Source organism: Pseudorhodoplanes sp. (assembly GCA_032027085.1).
In the GTDB taxonomy this organism is placed as follows: Bacteria; Pseudomonadota; Alphaproteobacteria; order Rhizobiales; family Xanthobacteraceae; genus Pseudorhodoplanes.
The window spans coordinates 196,797-216,021 of sequence record JAVSMS010000001.1; the positions used below are offsets into that span (position 1 = coordinate 196,797).

19 protein-coding genes and 1 pseudogene are annotated in these 19,225 nt (G+C 62.1%); 8 read left to right on the top strand and 12 right to left on the bottom strand.

All coding sequences use genetic code 11. The annotated features are described in order from the left end of the window. Positions 1–15 precede the first annotated feature (15 nt). The 4 genes and pseudogenes from RO009_01035 to RO009_01050 all read right to left on the bottom strand — a co-directional run bounded on the left by RO009_01035 (position 16) and on the right by RO009_01050 (position 3,009). Positions 16–384 carry a type II toxin-antitoxin system death-on-curing family toxin gene (locus RO009_01035; GenBank protein MDT3683614.1) on the bottom strand — a complete coding sequence of 123 codons (369 nt, stop codon included), beginning with the start codon at positions 382–384 and terminating at the stop codon, positions 16–18. After that, positions 381–600, bottom strand: a pseudogene (locus RO009_01040) (AbrB family transcriptional regulator). The gene RO009_01035 and the pseudogene RO009_01040 overlap by 4 nt, the downstream one beginning before the upstream one ends. Before the next feature lie 60 nt (positions 601–660). Next, positions 661–1,143 (bottom strand): DUF6790 family protein, encoded by a 483-nt coding sequence (locus RO009_01045; GenBank protein ID MDT3683615.1) that lies wholly within the window; start codon positions 1,141–1,143, stop codon positions 661–663. 18 nt (positions 1,144–1,161) lie between these two features. Continuing rightward, positions 1,162–3,009, bottom strand: a complete 1,848-nt coding sequence (locus RO009_01050; GenBank protein ID MDT3683616.1) for a M3 family oligoendopeptidase — start codon at positions 3,007–3,009, stop codon at positions 1,162–1,164. 267 nt (positions 3,010–3,276) lie between these two features. Here RO009_01050 and RO009_01055 point away from each other — a divergent pair, with 267 nt between their 5' ends. From RO009_01055 to RO009_01065, 3 genes are all read left to right on the top strand, one after another. Further along, the gene (locus tag RO009_01055) at positions 3,277–4,785 is read left to right on the top strand and encodes a sigma-54 dependent transcriptional regulator (protein MDT3683617.1); all 1,509 of its coding nucleotides are present in this window, start codon (positions 3,277–3,279) and stop codon (positions 4,783–4,785) included. A gap of 169 nt (positions 4,786–4,954) precedes the next feature. Next, positions 4,955–6,952, top strand: a complete 1,998-nt coding sequence (locus RO009_01060; protein ID MDT3683618.1) for a L,D-transpeptidase family protein — start codon at positions 4,955–4,957, stop codon at positions 6,950–6,952. Positions 6,953–7,185: 233 nt separating this feature from the next. Continuing rightward, a complete protein-coding gene (locus RO009_01065; protein MDT3683619.1) occupies positions 7,186–8,850 on the top strand; it encodes a DUF882 domain-containing protein in 1,665 nt (554 codons plus the stop codon). Positions 8,851–8,890: 40 nt separating this feature from the next. Here RO009_01065 and RO009_01070 read toward each other — a convergent pair whose 3' ends face one another. Next, positions 8,891–9,586 carry an SDR family oxidoreductase gene (locus RO009_01070; protein ID MDT3683620.1) on the bottom strand — a complete coding sequence of 232 codons (696 nt, stop codon included), beginning with the start codon at positions 9,584–9,586 and terminating at the stop codon, positions 8,891–8,893. A 47-nt stretch (positions 9,587–9,633) separates the two neighbouring features. After that, positions 9,634–10,530 carry a cupin domain-containing protein gene (locus tag RO009_01075; protein MDT3683621.1) on the bottom strand — a complete coding sequence of 299 codons (897 nt, stop codon included), beginning with the start codon at positions 10,528–10,530 and terminating at the stop codon, positions 9,634–9,636. Positions 10,531–10,645: 115 nt separating this feature from the next. On the opposite strand from RO009_01075, the gene RO009_01080 reads away from it, so the two are divergent. Both RO009_01080 and RO009_01085 read left to right on the top strand, forming a co-directional pair. Beyond that, the gene (locus tag RO009_01080; GenBank protein MDT3683622.1) at positions 10,646–11,320 is read left to right on the top strand and encodes an XRE family transcriptional regulator; all 675 of its coding nucleotides are present in this window, start codon (positions 10,646–10,648) and stop codon (positions 11,318–11,320) included. Then, positions 11,310–12,230 carry an NAD(P)-dependent oxidoreductase gene (locus tag RO009_01085; protein ID MDT3683623.1) on the top strand — a complete coding sequence of 307 codons (921 nt, stop codon included), beginning with the start codon at positions 11,310–11,312 and terminating at the stop codon, positions 12,228–12,230. Before RO009_01080 ends, RO009_01085 begins: the two co-directional genes overlap by 11 nt. A gap of 3 nt (positions 12,231–12,233) precedes the next feature. On the opposite strand, the gene RO009_01090 is transcribed toward RO009_01085, so the two are convergent. From RO009_01090 to RO009_01100, 3 genes are all read right to left on the bottom strand, one after another. Beyond that, positions 12,234–12,512 carry a DUF2312 domain-containing protein gene (locus RO009_01090; protein ID MDT3683624.1) on the bottom strand — a complete coding sequence of 93 codons (279 nt, stop codon included), beginning with the start codon at positions 12,510–12,512 and terminating at the stop codon, positions 12,234–12,236. Positions 12,513–12,548: 36 nt separating this feature from the next. After that, a complete protein-coding gene (locus RO009_01095; GenBank protein MDT3683625.1) occupies positions 12,549–12,764 on the bottom strand; it encodes a DUF2312 domain-containing protein in 216 nt (71 codons plus the stop codon). A 150-nt stretch (positions 12,765–12,914) separates the two neighbouring features. Continuing rightward, positions 12,915–13,655, bottom strand: a complete 741-nt coding sequence (locus RO009_01100) for a lytic murein transglycosylase (GenBank protein ID MDT3683626.1) — start codon at positions 13,653–13,655, stop codon at positions 12,915–12,917. 308 nt (positions 13,656–13,963) lie between these two features. On the opposite strand from RO009_01100, the gene RO009_01105 reads away from it, so the two are divergent. The 3 genes from RO009_01105 to RO009_01115 are packed head-to-tail and all read left to right on the top strand — an operon-like array spanning position 13,964 to position 15,791. Next, positions 13,964–14,947, top strand: coding sequence for a tripartite tricarboxylate transporter substrate-binding protein (locus tag RO009_01105; GenBank protein ID MDT3683627.1), 984 nt, complete (start codon positions 13,964–13,966; stop codon positions 14,945–14,947). 15 nt (positions 14,948–14,962) lie between these two features. Beyond that, positions 14,963–15,391: a hypothetical protein gene (locus RO009_01110; protein ID MDT3683628.1), complete on the top strand. Its 429-nt coding sequence runs from the start codon at positions 14,963–14,965 to the stop codon at positions 15,389–15,391. Positions 15,392–15,395: 4 nt separating this feature from the next. After that, positions 15,396–15,791: a fumarylacetoacetate hydrolase family protein gene (locus tag RO009_01115; protein MDT3683629.1), complete on the top strand. Its 396-nt coding sequence runs from the start codon at positions 15,396–15,398 to the stop codon at positions 15,789–15,791. Positions 15,792–16,094: 303 nt separating this feature from the next. Here RO009_01115 and RO009_01120 read toward each other — a convergent pair whose 3' ends face one another. The 3 genes from RO009_01120 to RO009_01130 form a co-directional block, all read right to left on the bottom strand. Continuing rightward, positions 16,095–16,388 (bottom strand): DUF1244 domain-containing protein, encoded by a 294-nt coding sequence (locus RO009_01120; protein MDT3683630.1) that lies wholly within the window; start codon positions 16,386–16,388, stop codon positions 16,095–16,097. A gap of 151 nt (positions 16,389–16,539) precedes the next feature. Continuing rightward, positions 16,540–18,750 carry a molybdopterin cofactor-binding domain-containing protein gene (locus RO009_01125; protein ID MDT3683631.1) on the bottom strand — a complete coding sequence of 737 codons (2,211 nt, stop codon included), beginning with the start codon at positions 18,748–18,750 and terminating at the stop codon, positions 16,540–16,542. Between the two features lie 2 nt (positions 18,751–18,752). After that, positions 18,753–19,211 carry a (2Fe-2S)-binding protein gene (locus tag RO009_01130; GenBank protein MDT3683632.1) on the bottom strand — a complete coding sequence of 153 codons (459 nt, stop codon included), beginning with the start codon at positions 19,209–19,211 and terminating at the stop codon, positions 18,753–18,755. Between the last annotated feature and the right edge of the window lie 14 nt (positions 19,212–19,225).

Here is a 19,225-nt window from a genome sequence, read left to right on the forward strand (position 1 = left end):
CAGGTTGTCGCCGATTCAGCGGGCGAGACTTTGCTCGCTCAATTCGCCTGCGGCCAGTGCGAGCATGATCGTTGTCGCCTGCGCGGGATCGGGCGCGAAATCGACGCCGTTCTTGCGCAAGAAGACCATTATTGCCATGAACGCGATGCGTTTGTTGCCGTCGACGAACGCGTGATTCTTGGCTAGGCCGAACGCGTCAGCTGCGGCCAGGTCAGGTAGCGCCGCATTCTCGTATTGCCATTTGTTGAGCGGACGCTCGGTTGTGGGGCGCAACATGCCCTCGTCGCGCAAGCCGACCGCTCCGCCGAAGCGGCGCAGTTGCCGGCTATGCATGGCAACGATCTGCTCGTAAGTCAGCCAGGCCGGCTCTTTCGCCGCGTTTATTTGGCGAGCGTCGCGAGTGTGTCGCGATACTCGTCCATGATGTCGTCGGCAATATCCATCGTCTTTTCGAAATCAGGATCGTAGGGCAGCACCTGAAAGCCGCCGCCTGCCAGTTCCACGACATGCCATGTCTGACCGCGCTTGAGGTCGAGCCGCTGCATCAAGCGGCAGAATCAGGCCGTCGGAATTGCCGATTTTCTTGATTTCCAGCTTCATGACGGGCCTCCGCATCCGCATTATACAATCCGTATAACGCTATTTTACGTTCCGTACACGTCAGCTTTTGGCCCGCCTCTGCCACCACAGCAGCCCAAAAATTGCGAGCGGCGTCAGGAAATCCGTAAACAGGATCGGCCCGGCATTGCCCGGCGCCAGATTGCCAGCCTGCAGGATGTCGCGGATATGGCCGACTCCGGCGCCGCCGAGGAAACCGGCGACCACGAGATTGGTCGCCAGCCGCGCCTCGAATCCGCGAAAGGCGGCGTAGAGCCCGGCGAGCCCAATGCCGAGATTGGCGACGCCGACCTCGAACTGGAACGGTGACGTCTGCCAGCCGATCGCCGCCGCCGCGCGTTCGGCGAAAAAGATATGACCGGTCGCGGCCCAGAGACTCATCAGCCCGACCGGGAATAAGAAGATGTAGCGCAGCAGCGTGTCAGCGATTGTTCCGCGCGTCAGCGGGCGCGGCGCCCGCGACAATGAAAGGCCCGCGAACACAAGCGCGCAGATCCAGGCGAGAATCGGAATCAGCGTCACCATGACGATCTTCTGTCTGCGTCAGACAGACTTGTCCAGCGACTCTAGCTCGCCGATCATGCGGTCGATCACGCCAAGCCCGCTTTGCCAGAAATTCGGATCGCGCGCGTCAAGGCCGAAGGGCTTCAGCAATTCCGAATAATGCTTGGTGCCGCCGGCGGCGAGCATGTCGAGATAGCGCTCGGCAAAACCGGCTTCCGCCTTCTCGTAGACCGCATAGAGCGAATTCACCAGGCAGTCGCCGAAGGCATAGGCGTAGACATAGAACGGCGAATGGATGAAGTGCGGGATATAGGTCCAGAACACCTCATAACCCGGCTTGAGCTCAATCGTCGGCCCCAGGCTCTCGGTCTGCACTTCCATCCAGAGCTCATTGATACGTTCGGCAGTGAGTTCGCCGTCCTTGCGCTCGAGATGCACCTTGCGCTCGAAGGAATAGAACGCGATCTGCCGCACCACCGTATTGATCATGTCCTCGACCTTGGCGGCAAGCATCGCCTTGCGCTCGGCCGGATTGGCCGTTGACCCGAGCAGCTTCTTGAAGGTCAGCATTTCGCCGAACACGCTCGCCGTCTCCGCCAGCGTCAGCGGCGTCGGCGCCATCAGGGGCCCGTTCGGCGCCGCCAGCACCTGATGCACGCCATGGCCGAGTTCATGCGCAAGCGTCATCACATCGCGCGGCTTGCCCTGATAATTGAGCAGCACGTAAGGGTGCGCCGATGGCACGGTCGGGTGCGCGAAGGCGCCCGGCGCCTTGCCCGGCCGCACCGGCGCATCGATCCAGCGATCGTCGAAGAAGCGCTTGGCGATCTCCTTCATCTTCGGCGAGAACGCGCCGTAGGCGGAGAGCACGGTGTCGCGCGCCTCATCCCATTTGAACGAGCGCATCGGAACCTGCGGCAGCGGCGCATTGCGATCCCAGTGCGGCAGCTTGTCCTTGCCGAACCAGTGCGCCTTCAGCTTGTAATAGCGGTGCGACAGCCGTGGATAGGCGGAGCGCACCGCGCTCACCAATGCATCCACCACTTCGCGTTCGACGCGGTTGGACAGATGGCGCGCATCGGCCACGTCCTGGAAGCCGCGCCAACGATCGGAGATGTCCTTGTCCTTGGCGAGCGTGTTGGTGATCAGCGTGAATAGCCGCACATTGTCCTGGAACGTCGCCGCCAGCGCCTCCGCGGCGGCGCGACGCTTGTTCTCGTTTTGGTCCTGCAGAAAGTTCAGCGTCGGCTCGATCGCGAGCTCCTGCCCGTCGACCTTGAAGCGCAGGGCCGCCATGGTCTCGTCGAACAGGCGGTTCCAGGCGGAATAGCCGCTCACCGATTTCTCGTGGAACAACTGCTCGATGCGGTCTTCGAGCTGATACGGCTTCTCCTTGCGGATGTCTTCAAGCCACGGCCGGTAATGACCAAGCGCGGGATCGGCCATCGCCGCTTCCAGCGCGGCATCGTCGATGCGGTTCAGCTCCAGCGTAAAGAACAGAAGGTGTAGCGAGATCGAGGTGATGCGTTCCTGCACGTCGCCATAGAATTTCGCGCGCACCGGATCGGTCGTGTTGCCGGAATAGACGAGGCCCGCATACGAGATCAGTCGCCCGAGCAGATCCTCGATCTTCTCATAACGGCGTACCGGCTCGGCCAAAGCCGCGCCCGCATCCGCACCCGCCGCCAGCTCGTTCAGCTTGCCCTTATAGTCCTTTTCGAAGGCGATGCATTCGGCTTCGGCCTTTTCCAGATCGCTCTTGATTCGCGGGTCATCGATGGAGGCGTAAAGGTCCGTCAGGTTCCATTCCGGCAGACTGCCGAGACCGAACGCGTCGGCGGGCTTCGATGCGGCTTTGGCGGGGGCAGTGCTGGTTGGGCTGGCCATTCGAGATCGCTGTCCAAATCGGTCAGGTGAAACAATGCGAATACGATGTGGCGATGCGATGACGGCACGGTCAAGGGGGCTGATGCCCCGCGCATCCGTTCTCACCCAGAAACTGCCGGTCCTGCCAAGGGTGCCGCCGGTGCCGCGCCGGCATTGCGGCGCCTTGGCGCACTTAACGCCCCATTAAGTGAAAGCGACCAGAGTGCCCCGAAACGGCACACCCCTGCCGCCGCATATTGGCGCCCGGTCGCTTGCAAGGCATCCACCATGGCTGAATGCGTTCTCATCGTTGATGACGATCCGGTCCAGCGCCGGCTCCTGGAAAACATGGCGCGCAAGGCCGGCTACGATGTGCTGCTCGCCACGGGCGGCGACGATGCGCTGAGTATGCTCGCCGCCGACAGCCCGCCTGTCGATTGCGTGGTGCTCGATCTTGTCATGCCGGGACTCGACGGCCTCGGTTTCCTCGCCCGCATGCGCGAGGACGGCCGCAAGATTCCGGTGATCGTGCAGACCGCGCATGGTGGGATCGACAACGTGGTCTCGGCGATGCGCGCCGGCGCCGTTGATTTCGTGGTGAAGCCGGTCGGCTTCGAGCGCCTGCAGGTCTCGATCCGGAACGCGCTCAACAACAGTGCGCTGACGAACGAGCTGGCGCGCGCCAAGCGCAGCCGCGACGGCACCCTCACCTTCAAGGATATCGTGACACGCTCAGCCCCGATGCGGACGGTGCTGCGCAATGCCGAAAAAACCATCGCCTCGCACATTCCGGTGCTGATTGAGGGCGAATCCGGCGTCGGCAAGGAATTGATCGCGCGCGCCATCCACGGGTCCGGCGAGCGCAGGAGCAAGCCTTTCGTCGCGGTGAATTGCGGCGCCATTCCCGACAATCTTGTCGAATCGATTCTCTTCGGTCACGAGAAGGGCGCATTCACCGGCGCCACCGAGCGCCACACCGGCAAGTTCGTCGAAGCGGACGGCGGCACGCTCTTCCTCGACGAAGTCGGCGAATTGCCGCTGGCCGCCCAAGTGAAATTGCTGCGCGCGGTACAGGAAAGCGAAGTCGAGCCGGTCGGCGCCCGCAAGCCGGTCAAGATCAATGTGCGGCTGATCTCGGCGACCAATCGCAATCTCACAGAGGATGTGAAAGCCGGCCGCTTCCGCGAGGATTTGTTTTATCGCCTGCACGTTTTCCCGATCGCGGTGCCGCCGCTGCGCGAGCGGCCCGAGGACATTCCCGAACTGATGCGGCATTTCCTGGCGCGGTTCTCCGCCGAAGAAGGCAAAACCGTCCGCACGGTGTCCGGCGAGGCCGTGGCCTTGCTGTCGCGGCACCGCTGGCCCGGCAATGTTCGTCAGCTCGAAAACGCGATGTTCCGTGCCGTGGTGCTGGCCGAGAATGACACCATCGGTGTCGATGAGTTTCCGCAGATTGCGGCGCAAATGTCGGACAGACCGGCTGCGGCCGATACCGACTCGTCTGAGCTCACCCTGCTGGCAGATGCGCCGGCCATGGTCGTGGAGCCGGACCACCCGGCCGGCCCCTCCTGGCATCAGGGCGGATTGCCGCTGCTCGACTCGGCGGGCCATGTGCGCCCGCTGGAGGAGATTGAAGCCGAACTGATTCGGTTCGCCATCACCCATTACCGCGGACAGATGTCGGAAGTAGCGCGCCGTCTCAGGATTGGGCGGTCAACTCTCTATCGCAAGCTTGAAAGTCTCGGCTATGCCGAATCTGACGGTAAAAAGGATGCCGAATCCGTGGCCTTCGAGTAACGGCGAGCGACGAATCGGCTCGGAACTACCGGCAAATAACGGAAATTTGGCCTGACTACGCTGGGCCCGTCGCTTTTTTGAAGTGTTTTCCAGTCATCGAACGCTATAACGCAGCATGCGTTGTCTCGGCAGACCGGCACTTAAGTCCGGGCAATCAGGAGAGAATTCGATGCGCGGCCTGAAATTCGACCGCCTTATTACGACGACCGCACTGGTATTGGCCCTGAGCGTTTCGGCTCAGGCGCAAGTCTTCACCGAAACCCCTTCGTCCGCTGCCGTCGAATCCAAAATCCCGATGCCGGAGCCGGCCAATGTACCACCGCCGTCCGCCGCCGACGTAGCCCAGCCCGCAACCGGAAGCACGCCGCCTCCGCAGAACAAGCCGGACAAGCCGGCCCCTGCCGCATCGGTGCCGGCGGCAGCGCCTGTGGATACCGCTGCGCCGGCCGCAAGTCCGGCCCCTGCTCCCGCGACCGCCCCGGCGCCTGCAACCTCACCGGCCGTCGCCGCCACGCTCGATCCGGTCGGGGAAAAGCTGCGTGACCTGCTGCCGAAGGCGGATCGCTATTTCAGCCGCCGCAACGAACGCGCCGCCGCCGAAGACTTTTACAAGGCTCGCAATTACCAGCCGCTCTGGATCGAGAACGGTGCGCTCTCCGCACGGGCAAAATCGGCTGTTGCCTATCTGAAGGGCGTCGATGCCGACGGGCTTGAACCCGAGGATTATCCCGCGCCCGACCTGAGGGCGGCGACGCCGGACGATCTGGCGCAGGCCGAACTCCGCTATACCGGCGAGATCCTGGATTTCGCCCGCCACGCCCAGAGCGGCCGCGTGCATTTCTCGCGCATCAGCGGCGATATCGGTTTCGATCTGCAGATGCTGGAGCCGTCCGAAATTCTTGCCAAGGTCGCGAATGCCACCGACGTCGCGTCGGTGCTCGCCTCCTACCAGCCGCAGCATCCGCAATACAAGGCACTGAAAAAAGCGCTCGCCGAAGCGCGCGGCATCAAGACCGAAGAGCCGGAGATCGTGCGTGTGCCGGAGGGGCCGTCGCTGAAGCCCGGCATGAATGATCCGCGCGTTACGGTTCTGCGCAAGCGGCTAAAGATCGCAGGCGACCAGAACGACACTGCCTATGACGCGAGCGTCGTCGAAGCGGTGAAAGCCTTTCAAAAAGGCGCCGGGCTGAACGCCGACGGCCTGGTCGGACCCGCCACCTTGCGTGCACTGAACGGCGCGCCTAAGCGCGAACGCACGGCCGACATCATTATCGCCAATATGGAGCGCTGGCGCTGGTTGCCCCACGATCTCGGCACCCGTTACGTGATGGTCAACATTCCCGACTTCACGCTGAAGATCGTGAGCAACAATGCGACCTACTGGAAGACCAAGATCGTTGTCGGCAAACCATCGCAGCCGACGCCGATCACCGCCGCGGCGATGAAGTTCATCACCGTCAATCCAACCTGGAACGTTCCGCCGTCGATCATCGCCAACGAATATCTGCCTGCGGTCCGGCAGGATCCCGGCGTGCTCGAGCGCATGGGCCTTCGCATGGAGCAGAACCGCGACGGCACGGTGCGCATCTATCAGCCGCCGGGCGACCGCAATGCGCTCGGCCGCATCCGCTTCAATTTCCCCAACAAGTTCCTCGTCTATCAGCACGACACGCCGGACAAGCATCTGTTCGCGCATGACCGGCGCGCTTACAGCCATGGGTGCATGCGCGTTGAAAATCCGCTGATGTATGGTGAGAAGCTGCTGTCGCTGGTGCGGCCAAGTGAAGGCTACACGCAGGAGAAGCTGCGCAGCATGTACGGCAGTTCGGAAATCAATATTGATTTTCCAAAGACCTTGCCGGTCTACCTCACCTATCAAACCGCCTTTGTCGACGACAGCGGGAAGCTGGTGATCCGCGATGACATCTATGGGCGTGACGCTGCCGTCATTGCCCAGTTCAAGGATGAGAACCGCAAGGTCGCGGACCTCGCCATCCAGCGATCACACACCGGTAGCGGAGTAAGCCGGGATTCGCTGCAATATCAGGTCCGCGAGGACACGGCCTTTGCCGACTGGTTCTCCTCCTCCCGCGGAGGGGTGCGCGGCGGTCCCCGCTATTCCGGCCGCGACCCGATCGGCGACTTTTTCGGCAGACTTTTCCGCTAGTTCTCGCGGGTTGTGGAAAGAGGCCGTTCGTTAACCACAGGGTTGACGAGCGGCCTTTTTGCATCAGGCAAGGCCATTTTTCGCCATCATCCGCGGTTACGCACGTCTCCAGGGACAGGGACGGGGTGATAATCTGCCATTAACTCATCACGATAACACTGCGTTCACTATGACCCGCAGCTGCGGACGGGCTGCGGATCCCTGCCTGAGTGGACCCGTAAACGGACTTCGACGTGCCAGCTGGTAAAGCGCGCAGAGCTGGATTCACGCGCGCGCTGCGTATGACGCGGCGCGTCGGCCTGTCGGCGGTCATCATCCTGGCCGGAAGCAAGGGCCTGCAGACCGCGGTCGCCAATGGCGACACCCGCACCGTCTCGATGCATCACACGCATCGCGGCGACGACATCACTGTCACCTTCAAGCGCAACGGCCGTTACGACTCGGACGGCCTGAAGAAGCTCAATCACTTCCTGCGCGACTGGCGGACCGACGACGAAACCCAGATGGACCCGCAATTGTTCGATGCGGTCTGGGAGGTTTCGCGCGAATTCGGCCCCGACAAGACCATCCACATTATCTCATCCTATCGTTCGCCCAACACCAACGCCATGTTGCGCCGCCGCTCCAGCGGAGTCGCGCGCAACTCACTGCACGTGCAGGGCAAGGCGATGGACTTCTTCATTCCCGGCGTGCCGCTCGACCAGATCCGCACCGCCGGTCTCAGGCTGCAGCGCGGCGGCGTCGGCTTCTATCCGACCTCGGGCTCGCCCTTTGTGCACATGGATGTCGGCAACGTCCGCCACTGGCCGCGCATGACGCGCGAGCAACTGGTGAAGGTTTTCCCGGACCAGCGCACCGTGCATATCCCGACCGATGGTCGGCCGCTCGCCGGCTATGACCTCGCGCTGGCCGATATCAGCAAGCACGGCGGCTCGCCGTCTTCGATGTCGCTTGCTGCGCGTGGAAGCGGCAGCAACACGAATATCTTCGCCAAGCTGTTCGGCTTCGGCAAGAAGCAGGAGGCCGAAGAAGACGAGGCTGACAAGACGCCTCGCGCCCGGTCGCAAGTCGCCGCGCGCACGCCGAGCGTGCGCACGAACAGCTACACCCAGACCACCACGCCGAAACCGGACACCGACGCGCCGGCGCAGGTCGCGGCCAATATCCCGCTGCCGAAGGGGCGGCCTGCGAATATCCAGGTTGCGTCAGTGCAGTCCGTCTCGGCGGAGCACCCCGTCGCTCCGATCAAGCCGTCCGCTTTCCGTGCGCTGGTCGCGATCACGCCCAACGACATCATCCGTTCGCGCGGCTATTGGCGGGGTTTGCCGGACATTCCCGCTGAGACCTCCGCCGCCCGCCGCCGCCCCGCCGATATCGCCTCGTCCGATCCGGCGTCGGTCACCACGGCCAGCATCGGCCCCTTCGCCCTGCCGGAAGGCTACAAACCGAAATCCAACGAATACACCTTGGCCTACGCCTCGGCGCAGCCCGACTTGTCGCCGGAGCGAGCGAAGCCTGTGCCGTCGGTTCCGCGCCACGCGGCGATCAGCGCCAACACCACCGTCGCGACCAAGGCGACGGCAGCCGAACCGTCCCGGGTGCGGTCGCTGGTCGATTCGGCGACGATGCAGGCCTCCCTTCCGGCTGATCGCCTCGACACGCCGTGGCTGCGCGCCACGATGGTCACGCCGAGCGTCGAAAGCTTCATGAACACGACGCTTCTTGGCGCGCCCGATTTCATCGGCCTGCGCACCTTCATGGTGAAGCCGTCGACGGCGGTGCTGATGACCTTCTCCGCCGATCCCTATCGCGGCATGACGCACAATGCCTTCAGCGGCAGTGCGGTGAATTTCCTGGCGACCGTGAGCGTCGGCCAGCGCACTGCGGCGTTGCGGTAGCCACTCATCACTTTCGTCTGCGTATTTCTGTGACTGATGTTCAGGTCAGTAGCCAGCCGTTGTCGATGTTCAGATTGACACCGTTCACCGACTGATTTTCGAGCAGGAACAAGGTCGCACCCGCAACATCCTTCATCGTCGCCAGCCGTTTCGTTGGAGTGCGAGCGATGACGCGGTCGAGGGTTTCTTGCTTCTCGGACCAGGCCGGGCTGTCGCCGATGATGCCTGGGTGGATGGCATTGACGCGAATCGGGGCAAGCTCGAGGGCCAGGGTATGCACCATCGTCGAGACCGCTCCATTGATCGCGCTCACGGTCGTCGATCCCGGATACGGACGCTCCTTGGCCAGCCCCCCGAAGAGAACGATCGACGAGTCGTCCGCCAGCTTCGGCAGCAGGGAATGGATCACCTCCGTGTAGCCAACCAGCTTGAGCGTCACCAGATTGATTGCGCGATCAATGTCGTAATCGCGCGCGGTGTTCATGTCGCGCTGGATGGCGGAGAGCACGACATGGCGCAGAGGCCCAACATCGGCCAGCGATTTCGCGATGGAATGCGGTTTCGTGAGGTCGACCGAGATTCCCCTCACATTGGATCCCAATTTCTTCGCGACAGTCTCTGCGCGCTGCTGATCACGCCCGGCAATGACCACGCGGTCACCGCGCGCAGCCATGATTTCGGCAAGCATCAAACCGAGACCTTGCGTTCCTCCAACGATAATCGCACCGTTTGCCATTGTTCTTAGCTCTCCTCACATTCCTGATGTCACGCCTGCACGAGACGTCATCTGCCTGAAAGCTTCTGCTTCAGGTACTCCCAATCCCGATTGAACCGATACGAATGTCGTGCAGGCGGCTGCGGAGATTGCGTTTCGAGCCAGCGAACGGTCGTGTTCGTTCTATTGAAAAAGGCGTGGATCGAGCCGACGGCGGTCCACAGAACGTCGCCTTCCTTCAGAACGTAGATCTCGCCGTCGGCATGGGCTTCGACCTCGCCCTGCAAAATGCAATAGGCTTCTTCGAGAGGATGATCGTGAAAATGCGCGGCGCCACCGGGCTGATACTCCACCATAAACATGGTTCCGAGAGCGGCGGACAGCCGCTGATCCACCAGCATCTTCACGGCGATTCCGCTGTAAGCGAGCAGCGCCGTGGCCATGCTTGCGGACACGGTGGGCGCATCGATCCGCGCGCCGACCTTCAGCTTGTCCAGGGTGATGTCGTCATCCGTCATGCGGAAAAGATGTCGCGAGCGCGGATCGCGGATATCCAGCGGCCCGGTCTCGTAAGTCTTCGGCGCCCCGAGAAAGAAGATGTCCTCCGGTTCTCCAGGGCCGCGCGGGATCGGAGTCACCATGTCGATCCATTTCGCCGGAGCGTTCGGCGAGCCAAGCCAGGCATGGGGCGTTCCGACCGGAATGACGCCGCAGGCGCCGGCAATAAGCGGATAGCCGCGTCCTTCGAGGATCAGCGTCGGCTCTCCTTCGGTGATGTAGAAATATTCCTCAAAGGACTGAACATGCGTGTCGATGCGGCCACCGGCTTCCAGCAAACAAAGGCCGAGACCCGTATGCGTTGATCCGACCGAACGGTCGATGACGGAGTGGCGCTTAAAGCCGACGCTATACTCGGGATAAGCGGGCACGTAACTGATGGCGGCAGCGCGGACAACGTGATGCACGCTTGTAATCTCCTCGGTCGGTCCTTACAGATGTTGTTTATCTTTAATGAACTGTTTAGTTCTAATAAACACGATGAGTCAATCGCCCCGTCAACGTCGGACGACAAAGACTGACATGGCATCGGCGCCGGGACCTGCGTCGCGAAAGCCCGCTGGCGCCGTGAACTTGCCGCCGAACGGCGCGATGCTCGGCGAAAAACTGCGTGCTGAACGCGAAAAACAGGGGATCACTGTCCGCGAGATGGCGCGCCGGGTCGGAGTGTCCCCGAGCCTGGTCTCACAGATCGAGCGCGGTCTTGTCATGCCCTCGGTCGGGACCTTGTGGTCCATGGCGACCGGACTCGGGTTGATCATCGATGAATTGTTTAGAACGACTGAACAGTCTCGTCCTGCATCCGGCCCGATAACGCACAGCTCGCCCGAGCGTGCCAACTGTCCGATCCAGCGGGCCCATAATCGTCAGCGCATTCGCCTGGCCGGTGGCGTCGAATGGGAGCGCCTCACTCCGCAGGCCGACGACGATATCGAGTTCCTCTATGTGAAATACGACGCGAAGGCCGAATCCTGCCCGAAGGATTCGCTGTTCCGGCATGGCGGCAAGGAATACGCCTATATCCTCTCTGGACGACTCGGCGTGCAGATCGGCTTTGAGCGCTACGAGCTCGGCCCCGGCGATTCGCTCTCGTTCAATTCTCAGATTCCACATCGGTTGTGGGCGATCGGCGACGAGCCGGCCATCGCGATCTGGGCTGTGGTCCACCGCACCAACGACGATCGCAATGGAAACTGACACCACTCCGTTCACCAAGGAGATCCGCGTGAAGACTGGCTTCATTGGGCTGGGTCGCATGGGTCGCGCCATCGCGACGCGCTTTGTCAACGCGGGCCACGACCTCTCTGTCTATAATCGCACGCCCGGAAAGACCGGCGAGCTTGCCGCTGCCGGTGCAGCGGTCGCCGCCAGCATCGCGGACGCCTGCCGGGGACGCGAGGTTGTGGTCAGCATGCTGTCCGACGACGCCGCGCTCGAACAGGTCGCCTTCGCCGCCGGCGGCGTGTGCGAGTCGCTCGGCGCCGGCGGCATTCACATGGTGATGGGCACCCACGGCACCGCCGCGATCCGCTGCGCGCAGGAGCGCCATGCGCGGGCCGGCCAGCACCTCGTCAGCGCGCCCGTGCTCGGCAGACCGGACGTGGCGGCGGCGGGACAATTGGGTGTCGTGCTGGCCGGACCGCCGGATGCCACCGAGAGATGCCGGCCGCTGATCGCCGCGATTGCGCGCCGCGTGTTCGAGGCCGGCAACAAGCCCGAGCATGCCGCAGCTGTGAAGCTCGCCAACAGCCTGGTGCTCGGCTGCGCGATCGAGGCCATGGCCGAGGGATTTTCCCTGATCCGGAAATACGGTGTGAAAGCCGATGTTCTCTACGATGTCTTGACAGAAGGGCTGTTCTCGGCGCCGGCTTACAAGGGATACGGAAAGCTGATCGCGGATCGCGATTATCTGAATGTGGGATTCACGGTTCAGCTGGGACTCAAGGACGTCAAGCTGGTCCTTGGAGCGGCGGGCGCCGAGAACGTGCCGCTTCCGGCGGTCAATGTGCTGCATGACCATCTGCTCAGCGCCATCGCGCACGGCAGCGCGCACAAGGACTGGGCTGCCGTAGCCGAAGAGCAGGCGCAGTCGGCCGGTCTCGACTAGCCGTCAGATCATCCCCAAGGCCTGCTTGTACAGGTCAAGAATGGCTTCTTCTTCCTGCAGCTCCGCCTTGTCGCGCTTGCGCAGCCGAAGAAGCTGCCGCACCACTTTGACGTCAAATCCGCGCCCCTTCATCTCCGCGAAGACTTCCTTGATATCGTCGGAGATCGTCTTCTTCTCTTCTTCCAGGCGCTCGATCCGTTCAACGAATTGCCGCAACTCATTGGCGGCCACAGTGGGAGCGTTGGCGGTATCCGGCTTTTCGGCGACGGCTGTTGCGGGCATTGTGCTCACTTTCAGTTCGTTGGGTGCTTGTTCTTGTTAGGCTGCCGGCAATCCGGCCAAGCGGTTGATGTTAGTGCCACGCTGATGACGAGGGCCAATTTTGAAACCGTTTGCCTTCGACTCGGCATAGACGCCGCAAATGCCGCTGAAGATCGCCTTCTTTTCCCCTTCCAGCTTTTCCGCGCGCTCGACGAACGCCTTTACTGGTCCGGCCGTTCCTTCTTGGGCGGCAGCACCGGCGGTGGCTGGCATTGCAAGCTTCTCCTCATGACGCGCACGTGCGTAAGCGACGTTTTCCGGAAGCGCGCCGCAAGGGTCAAGGCAAGTGCCCGGGAACACCCGTCATCCACAGGCTGCCGTAAAAAGCGGAGAAAAATCCGGTTTGTTCTTGTCTGCGGCCTTTTATTGCACGCCGTCGAGCCGCGCCGCGAAGACCGCGATGGTCTTCTGATAGACCGGCGACTTGTTCCACTCTTTCAGAACCTGGAAATTGCGCGAGCCCTCGGTATAGGCCGCGCCGCGCTGCCAGCCATAACCGCGCAGGTAATTGGCGGTGGAGCCGAGCACGTCCGGCACCGAGCGGATTAGATCGCGCTTGCCGTTGCCGTCGAAATCGACGGCGAATTTGTAATAGGACGACGCCAGGAACTGCGTCTGGCCGAGTTCGCCCGCCCAGGCGCCGCGCATTTCCTGCGGCGAGAGATCGCCGCGATCGAGAATGCGCAGGGCGTCCATTAATTCATTCTGAAAGCGCTCGGTACGCCGGCAATCATGCGCAAGCGTCGCCAGCGACCGCAGCACCGGCTGCCGCCCTTGCACCGCGCCGAAATCGGTTTCCAATCCCCAGATCGCGATCACCACCGATCCCGGCACGCCGTATTGCTGCTCGATGTGTTTCAGCAACGCGCCGTGCCGCTGCATCATGCTTCTGGCCTTGCCGATACGCTGTGCGATGCGCGGTAGGCCAAATGCCTCAAAGCTGCGCTTGAAATGCCCCTGCCGTCGGTCGAGGGAGATCACCTGCGGATCCGGTGCCAGCCCGGACAGCGCCGAAATAGACCGTTGCGAAATTCCCTTGCCTGCCGCTTCCCGCTGGAAACTTGCGAGCCAGGCGTTGAAATCACCGCCGCATTGTGCGGCCAAGGCCGGCGTCGCTTGCAAAACACCTAGGCAGAACGCCAATGCCGTTATCCGAGAAGCGGTGAAGTCCACGTCACCCTCCTGAAATGAATAGCGAGCACAACCCCTGAAAAACTGTCCAAAGCGACGGTCGAAATCAGTCTGTTTCCACACATACTCTTTATGGCCAAATCAGACGAAAAGCCGGCAAAACGTCTTCACGAAGCCGTTAAATCCGCCGCTGGCTCGGCTAGACTGGCATAGCTCGGCACAAGCCGGGCCGCGCGGCGGCGTCATGTCCGGCGCGCATAAACATGACCGGAGGAAATCCCATGCGGACTTTTGCGGTCGTTTTCACCGTGCTGGCCTCTCTTGCAGCCTTCATCTCGCCATCGGCCGCGCAGACCTATCCGGATCGCGCGATCACAGTGATCGTGCCCTATCCGCCCGGCGGCAATACCGACGTGATTGCCCGCATCGTGCTGGAAGGCATGGGCCAGAATCTTGGCCAACGTTTTGTGATAGAGAATGTCGGAGGCGCCGGCGGCACGACAGGCTCGGCGCGTGCAGCTCGCGCTGCGCCCGACGGTTACACCCTGCTGGTTGGCCAGATGGGAACGCACGCCGCAAGCGTTGGCCTCTATGGCAGCAAGCTGCCTTATCATCCGCTGAACGACTTCGAGCATGTGACACAATTCACCGACACCCCGATCGGCGTGTTCGTGAAGAAGGATTTCCCCGCGCGCACGTTGCAGGAGCTGGCGGACATTCTGAAGAAGGATGCGTCGAGGCTCAGCAACGGCCACGGCGGCGTCGGCGCGACATCGCATGTGAGCTGCCTGCTGTTCACGTCGCTGGTCGGCGCGCGCTCGCCGATGGTCGCCTATCGCGGCTCGGGGCCGGCGCTGAACGATCTCATCACCGGCCAATACGATTTCCTGTGCGACCAGATCCCGCACACCATCGGCCATGTCGAAGCGGGCTCGATCCGCATTCTGGCGGTAGCGCAAACCGAGCGCGCAACTGTTCTGCCGAATGTCCCGACCACCACCGAAGCCGGTCTGCCGCAATTCCAGGCGTCGGGCTGGAACGCCATGTTCGCGCCCAAGGGCACGCCGCAGCACGTGATCGACAAGCTTGCCGCCGCCGCCAGCAAGGCGCTCGACGATCCGGCTGTGCGCAAGCGGCTGCAGGATATCGGCGCCATCGTGCCGCCGCCGGAGCGCCGCGGCCCGCAAGCCTTGCGCGATTTCGTAGCGGCGGAGATCGACAAATGGACGCCGGTGATCAAGGCGGCGGGTGTGGGGCTTAACTGAAACGGGAATTTTGCCATGGATGCGCAAGCTGCAAGCAACCGCGATGCCGCAGGAATTGCCGGCGAAGTCATTGCGGCCATCGATTCGACCAGCCAGATTCCGCCATTCACCACGCGCGATCCCGACTTCGATGTCGTGCAGGCTTATGCAGTCACCGCTGAGTTGCGGAAGCGAAGAATACAGCGCGGCGAGAGACAGGCCGGACGCAAGATCGGCTTCACCAATCGCAACATTTGGGAGGAATACAACGTTCGCGCTCCGATCTGGGGCGACATGTACGACACCACGGTTCACGACCTGGCCGCGTCCGGACATATATCAGTGGCGCAATTCGCCGAGCCGCGTATCGAGCCCGAAATCGCGTTCAAGCTGTCTGCTGATGTCGGCCCCGGCATCGACGAGCAGGGACTATGCGACGCCATCGACTGGGTCGCATGGCTTTGAAATTGTGCAATCGATCTTTCCGGGCTGGCGCTTTCAGGGACCCGACACGATTGCAGCGAACGGCTTTCATGCCGCGCTGCTGCTCGGCCCGCACCAGCCGATTGCCGGTCTGCACGCGACGAATCTGCTCGACACCTTTGCGAATTTCGACGTCACGCTATTTTGCGACGGAAAGGTCGTGGATCGCGGGAAAGGCTCGAACGTGCTCGGGAGCCCGCTCTCGGCCCTGCGTCATCTTGTCGACGTGCTGGCGGGCGATGCAGTCAACCCGCCGCTGCGCGCCGGCGAAATCATTACCACCGGCACCCTGACGCGGGCATTTCCTGTTGCCGCCGGCCAGGTATGGACGACCCGTATCGACCGCCTTGCGCTCGAGGGCCTCAAGCTCGCGATCGTCTGACATGCAAAGAAGAAGGGCCGCCCTTGCGGACGGCCCTTCCATTGTCAGGCCGCAGTCCACGCATGGACTGGCGGAGCCACGTCGGCGTTACGCGCTCAGGACCTCGATCGAGGGGGTCCAGCTCACGAAAGCCACCGCTCTGGTCCGCACTTGCGGCGATAGACAATGAGACACTGGATCACCTCCTTTCGGTTGTTGACGACGCCCCGAGCCTAAATCGGATGTCATTGATTCGGAAAGACAAAAGCCCGATCAGCCATGCCCGTATTGGCGGCAGCCGAAAGCCTGACGAAAATCAGCACCTTAATGCTGCCGGCCCTTCTCGAAAGCGGCCTTCTGTTCCGGACGTGCCTCTTTCTGGTGCTTCGCCCGCCACTCATCATAAGGCATGCCGTAGACCATCTCCCGGCTCTCATCCTTGCTCATGGGGAGCCCCCTGGCGTCGGCGGCCTCCTTCATCCAGTTGGAGAGGCAGTTGCGGCAGAAGCCGGCGAGATTCATCAGCTCGATATTCTGCACATCGGTGCGCTCGCGCAGATGCTCAATCAGGCGGCGATAGACGGCGGCTTCCAGTTCCGTGCGAGTCTTGTCGTCCATGCGAAGTCCTTCCGGCGATATTCGTCGTTTAACATAAGCATGGCCTTGGCCCGACGCCACTCGCTTGCCCGAGCGCCCGCGCGGCCTCTGCCTGCAGGAACACAAAAAAGATAAAGCCCCGCCGCATCACCGCGGCGGGACTTTGAGCAGATCAGGAGCGCGCGAGCGCCACCCGGACGCGGTCCGGTGTGAACGGCATCGCACGGAGCGTCTGTCCAGTCATTGCCATGAAGGCGTTGGCCACAGCCGGCACAGTGCCGCCAATGCCGAGTTCGCCGACGGGAAGCGGGATGTCGCCGCTGCGGATCACTTCCACATGGATCTGTGGAATCTCCGACATCCGCATGATCTGATAGTCATGCAGATTGGTCTGCTCGACCTGTCCATCCTTGATCGTGATCCGCTCCTTGAGTGCGCTTCCCAAGGCGTAGATGATCGACCCTTCGACCTGCGCGACGATATTCACCGGCTGGACCGGCAGGCCGACATCCACAGCGCACCAGATGTTATGGACGCGAATTGATGCATTGCGGCGATCAATCGAGATCTCCGCTACCGTGCCAGACATGGAGAAGCCGATCGGCGGCAATCCCAGCTTGTTGAAGGCGATGCCGAGCGCTCGGCCATCGCGCTTGCGGCTCCATTCCGCCATCCGCGCGGCCGTCTCGACCACTTTCTTCGCGCGCGGATCCTTGAGCAGGGCCAGACGATAGGCGAACGGATCCTGCTTGGATTGCCGTGCCAGTTCGTCAAGCACAACCTCGATGGCGTAGTTGGTGTAACCCGCCCCGATGCCGCGCCAGGCTGCCGTGCGCACGCCGCGCTCTTCGTAGATGTGGTCAGTTGTATGCGCGGGGATGTCGTAGAATGGAACATCGGCTCCGGCGACGACAATGTGATCGACGCCCTTCTGCGCATCCATGCGTGCCTGGCCGTAGACATACGGCACGACGGTTTCCGCCGCGATGCGGTGCCGCCAGCCGGTCACTTTGTTGTTGGCATCGAGAGCCACGTCGATACGCTGAGCCGTCATGGGCCGGAAGCGCCCCGCCACAACGTCGTCCTCGCGGCTCTGGATCATCTTGAGCGGCTTCTGCACTACTTTCGAAAGCAGCACAGCATCCGTGACGTACTCGACGAAGGCATTGCGTCCATAGGCGCCGCCCATCTGCAGCGGATTTATCTTTACCTTGTCAGGCGACACGCCAGCTGCCGTCGCGGCGAGCGTCACCGCCTTGGTCGGCCATTGCGTGCCTGTCCACACTTCGACGCCGTCCGGCGTCACCGACGCAGTGCAGGAGTGCGGCTCCATTTGCGCGTGATAGACATGGTCGTTGGTGAATTCGCTGGTATGTCTGCGCGCAGCCGATTTGAAAGCCGCGTTCGCATCGCCGGTCTTTCGGGCAGTCACTCCCTTCTTTTCCGGATCACGAACATCGGCAAGATATTCGCGCAGATCTGCCTCGGAATTGACCTTCGCGCCCGGCGCATCGCGCCACTCCACTTTCACCTTCTGACGCGCATTGAACACCGCGGGAACGCTTTCACCGATGATGCCGATGGCATGGTCGAAGGCCACCGCATCGACAATTCCCGGCTGCTTCTTGATCTCGTCCCGATTGAAGGATTTCGGGCCCGAGCCTTTGAATGGCGGGCGCACGATCGTCCCGTACAACATTCTGGGCAGCTGAACATCGATTGCGTAAAGGGGCTTGCCCGAGACCTTGTCCGGAACGTCGACACGCGGAACATCGGTGCCAATCAGCCGGAACTTGCTTGGCGGCTTGAGCTCTTCCGGCTTCACCGCCGGCAGTGTCTCCGGAACCTTGGCGAAACTTGCAATCTCGCCGTAACTCATCTTCCGGTCCGACGCGGCATGAACGACCATGCTCGGCTCGGTCGTCAATTCGCTCGCAGGCACGTCCCATTTTTCCGCTGCCGCGTCGATGAGGACGCGCCGAGCCTGAGCTCCGGCGGTCCGGATGACCGGCCAATAACCGCGCAACGTGACACTGCCGACGACGAACTGTGACTTGAAGATGGGATGGGCATATTCCGGCGCAATCGGCGATTGCTGGATCCTGACCATGGACCAGTCCGCATCCAGCTCCTCGGCGATAATCAACGGAATGGATGTGATCACTGCCTGCCCCATCTCGGGTGCTGGCGCCATAATGGTGATCGTGCCGTCGGTCGCGATATTCACGTACGCATTCAGTTTGCCGGGGGTCGACGCATACGCCTGTGCACCTTCGAGCAGAGGTGCGCTCAGGACGAACGCGAATGACAATCCGGCACCACCTCTCAGAACATCGCGGCGGCTGGGTCCCTGCATATCGACGCGCTTTTCTGCAGCTGTCATGATCAGGCCTCCTTTGCTGCGCGTTCGATGGCGCGCACAATGCGCGAATAGGTACCGCAGCGGCAGAGATTGCCGTCCATATGCTCGATGATCTGCTCGCGCGTCGGCGTCTTGGTTTTCGCCAGCAGCTCTGCCGCCTGCATGATTTGGCCGGACTGGCAATAGCCGCATTGCGGCACCTGTTCGGCGATCCAGGCCTTCTGCAAAGGATGATCGCCCTTCTCCGACAGGCCCTCGATTGTCGTCACCTTGCGGCCGGCGACCTGCGACAGCTTGATCTGACAAGAGCGGACCGCCTTGCCGTCGACATGCACGGTGCAGGCGCCGCAGGCGGCGACTCCGCATCCGTATTTTGATCCTGTGAGCTTGAGATGCTCTCGCACCACCCAAAGCAATGGCGTGTCCGGCTCGGCTGTCACGCGCACCGCCTTGCCATTGACCGTTAACATGACCTCCGTCATGTGCGTCTCCCTGA

Bases quoted from the DNA above. Each gene is read 5' to 3' on its own strand.
- RO009_01055 (MDT3683617.1), top strand. From the start codon at position 3,277: ATGGCTGAATGCGTTCTCATCGTTGATGACGATCCGGTCCAGCGCCGG.
- RO009_01070 (MDT3683620.1), bottom strand. From the start codon at position 9,586: ATGGCAAACGGTGCGATTATCGTTGGAGGAACGCAAGGTCTCGGTTTG.
- RO009_01090 (MDT3683624.1), bottom strand. From the start codon at position 12,512: ATGCCCGCAACAGCCGTCGCCGAAAAGCCGGATACCGCCAACGCTCCC.
- RO009_01085 (MDT3683623.1), top strand. From the start codon at position 11,310: ATGGAAACTGACACCACTCCGTTCACCAAGGAGATCCGCGTGAAGACT.
- RO009_01110 (MDT3683628.1), top strand. From the start codon at position 14,963: ATGGATGCGCAAGCTGCAAGCAACCGCGATGCCGCAGGAATTGCCGGC.
- RO009_01060 (MDT3683618.1), top strand. From the start codon at position 4,955: ATGCGCGGCCTGAAATTCGACCGCCTTATTACGACGACCGCACTGGTA.
- RO009_01120 (MDT3683630.1), bottom strand. From the start codon at position 16,388: ATGGACGACAAGACTCGCACGGAACTGGAAGCCGCCGTCTATCGCCGC.
- RO009_01130 (MDT3683632.1), bottom strand. From the start codon at position 19,211: ATGACGGAGGTCATGTTAACGGTCAATGGCAAGGCGGTGCGCGTGACA.
- RO009_01095 (MDT3683625.1), bottom strand. From the start codon at position 12,764: ATGCCAGCCACCGCCGGTGCTGCCGCCCAAGAAGGAACGGCCGGACCA.
- RO009_01125 (MDT3683631.1), bottom strand. From the start codon at position 18,750: ATGACAGCTGCAGAAAAGCGCGTCGATATGCAGGGACCCAGCCGCCGC.
- RO009_01045 (MDT3683615.1), bottom strand. From the start codon at position 1,143: ATGGTGACGCTGATTCCGATTCTCGCCTGGATCTGCGCGCTTGTGTTC.
- RO009_01105 (MDT3683627.1), top strand. From the start codon at position 13,964: ATGCGGACTTTTGCGGTCGTTTTCACCGTGCTGGCCTCTCTTGCAGCC.
- RO009_01080 (MDT3683622.1), top strand. From the start codon at position 10,646: ATGGCATCGGCGCCGGGACCTGCGTCGCGAAAGCCCGCTGGCGCCGTG.
- RO009_01050 (MDT3683616.1), bottom strand. From the start codon at position 3,009: ATGGCCAGCCCAACCAGCACTGCCCCCGCCAAAGCCGCATCGAAGCCC.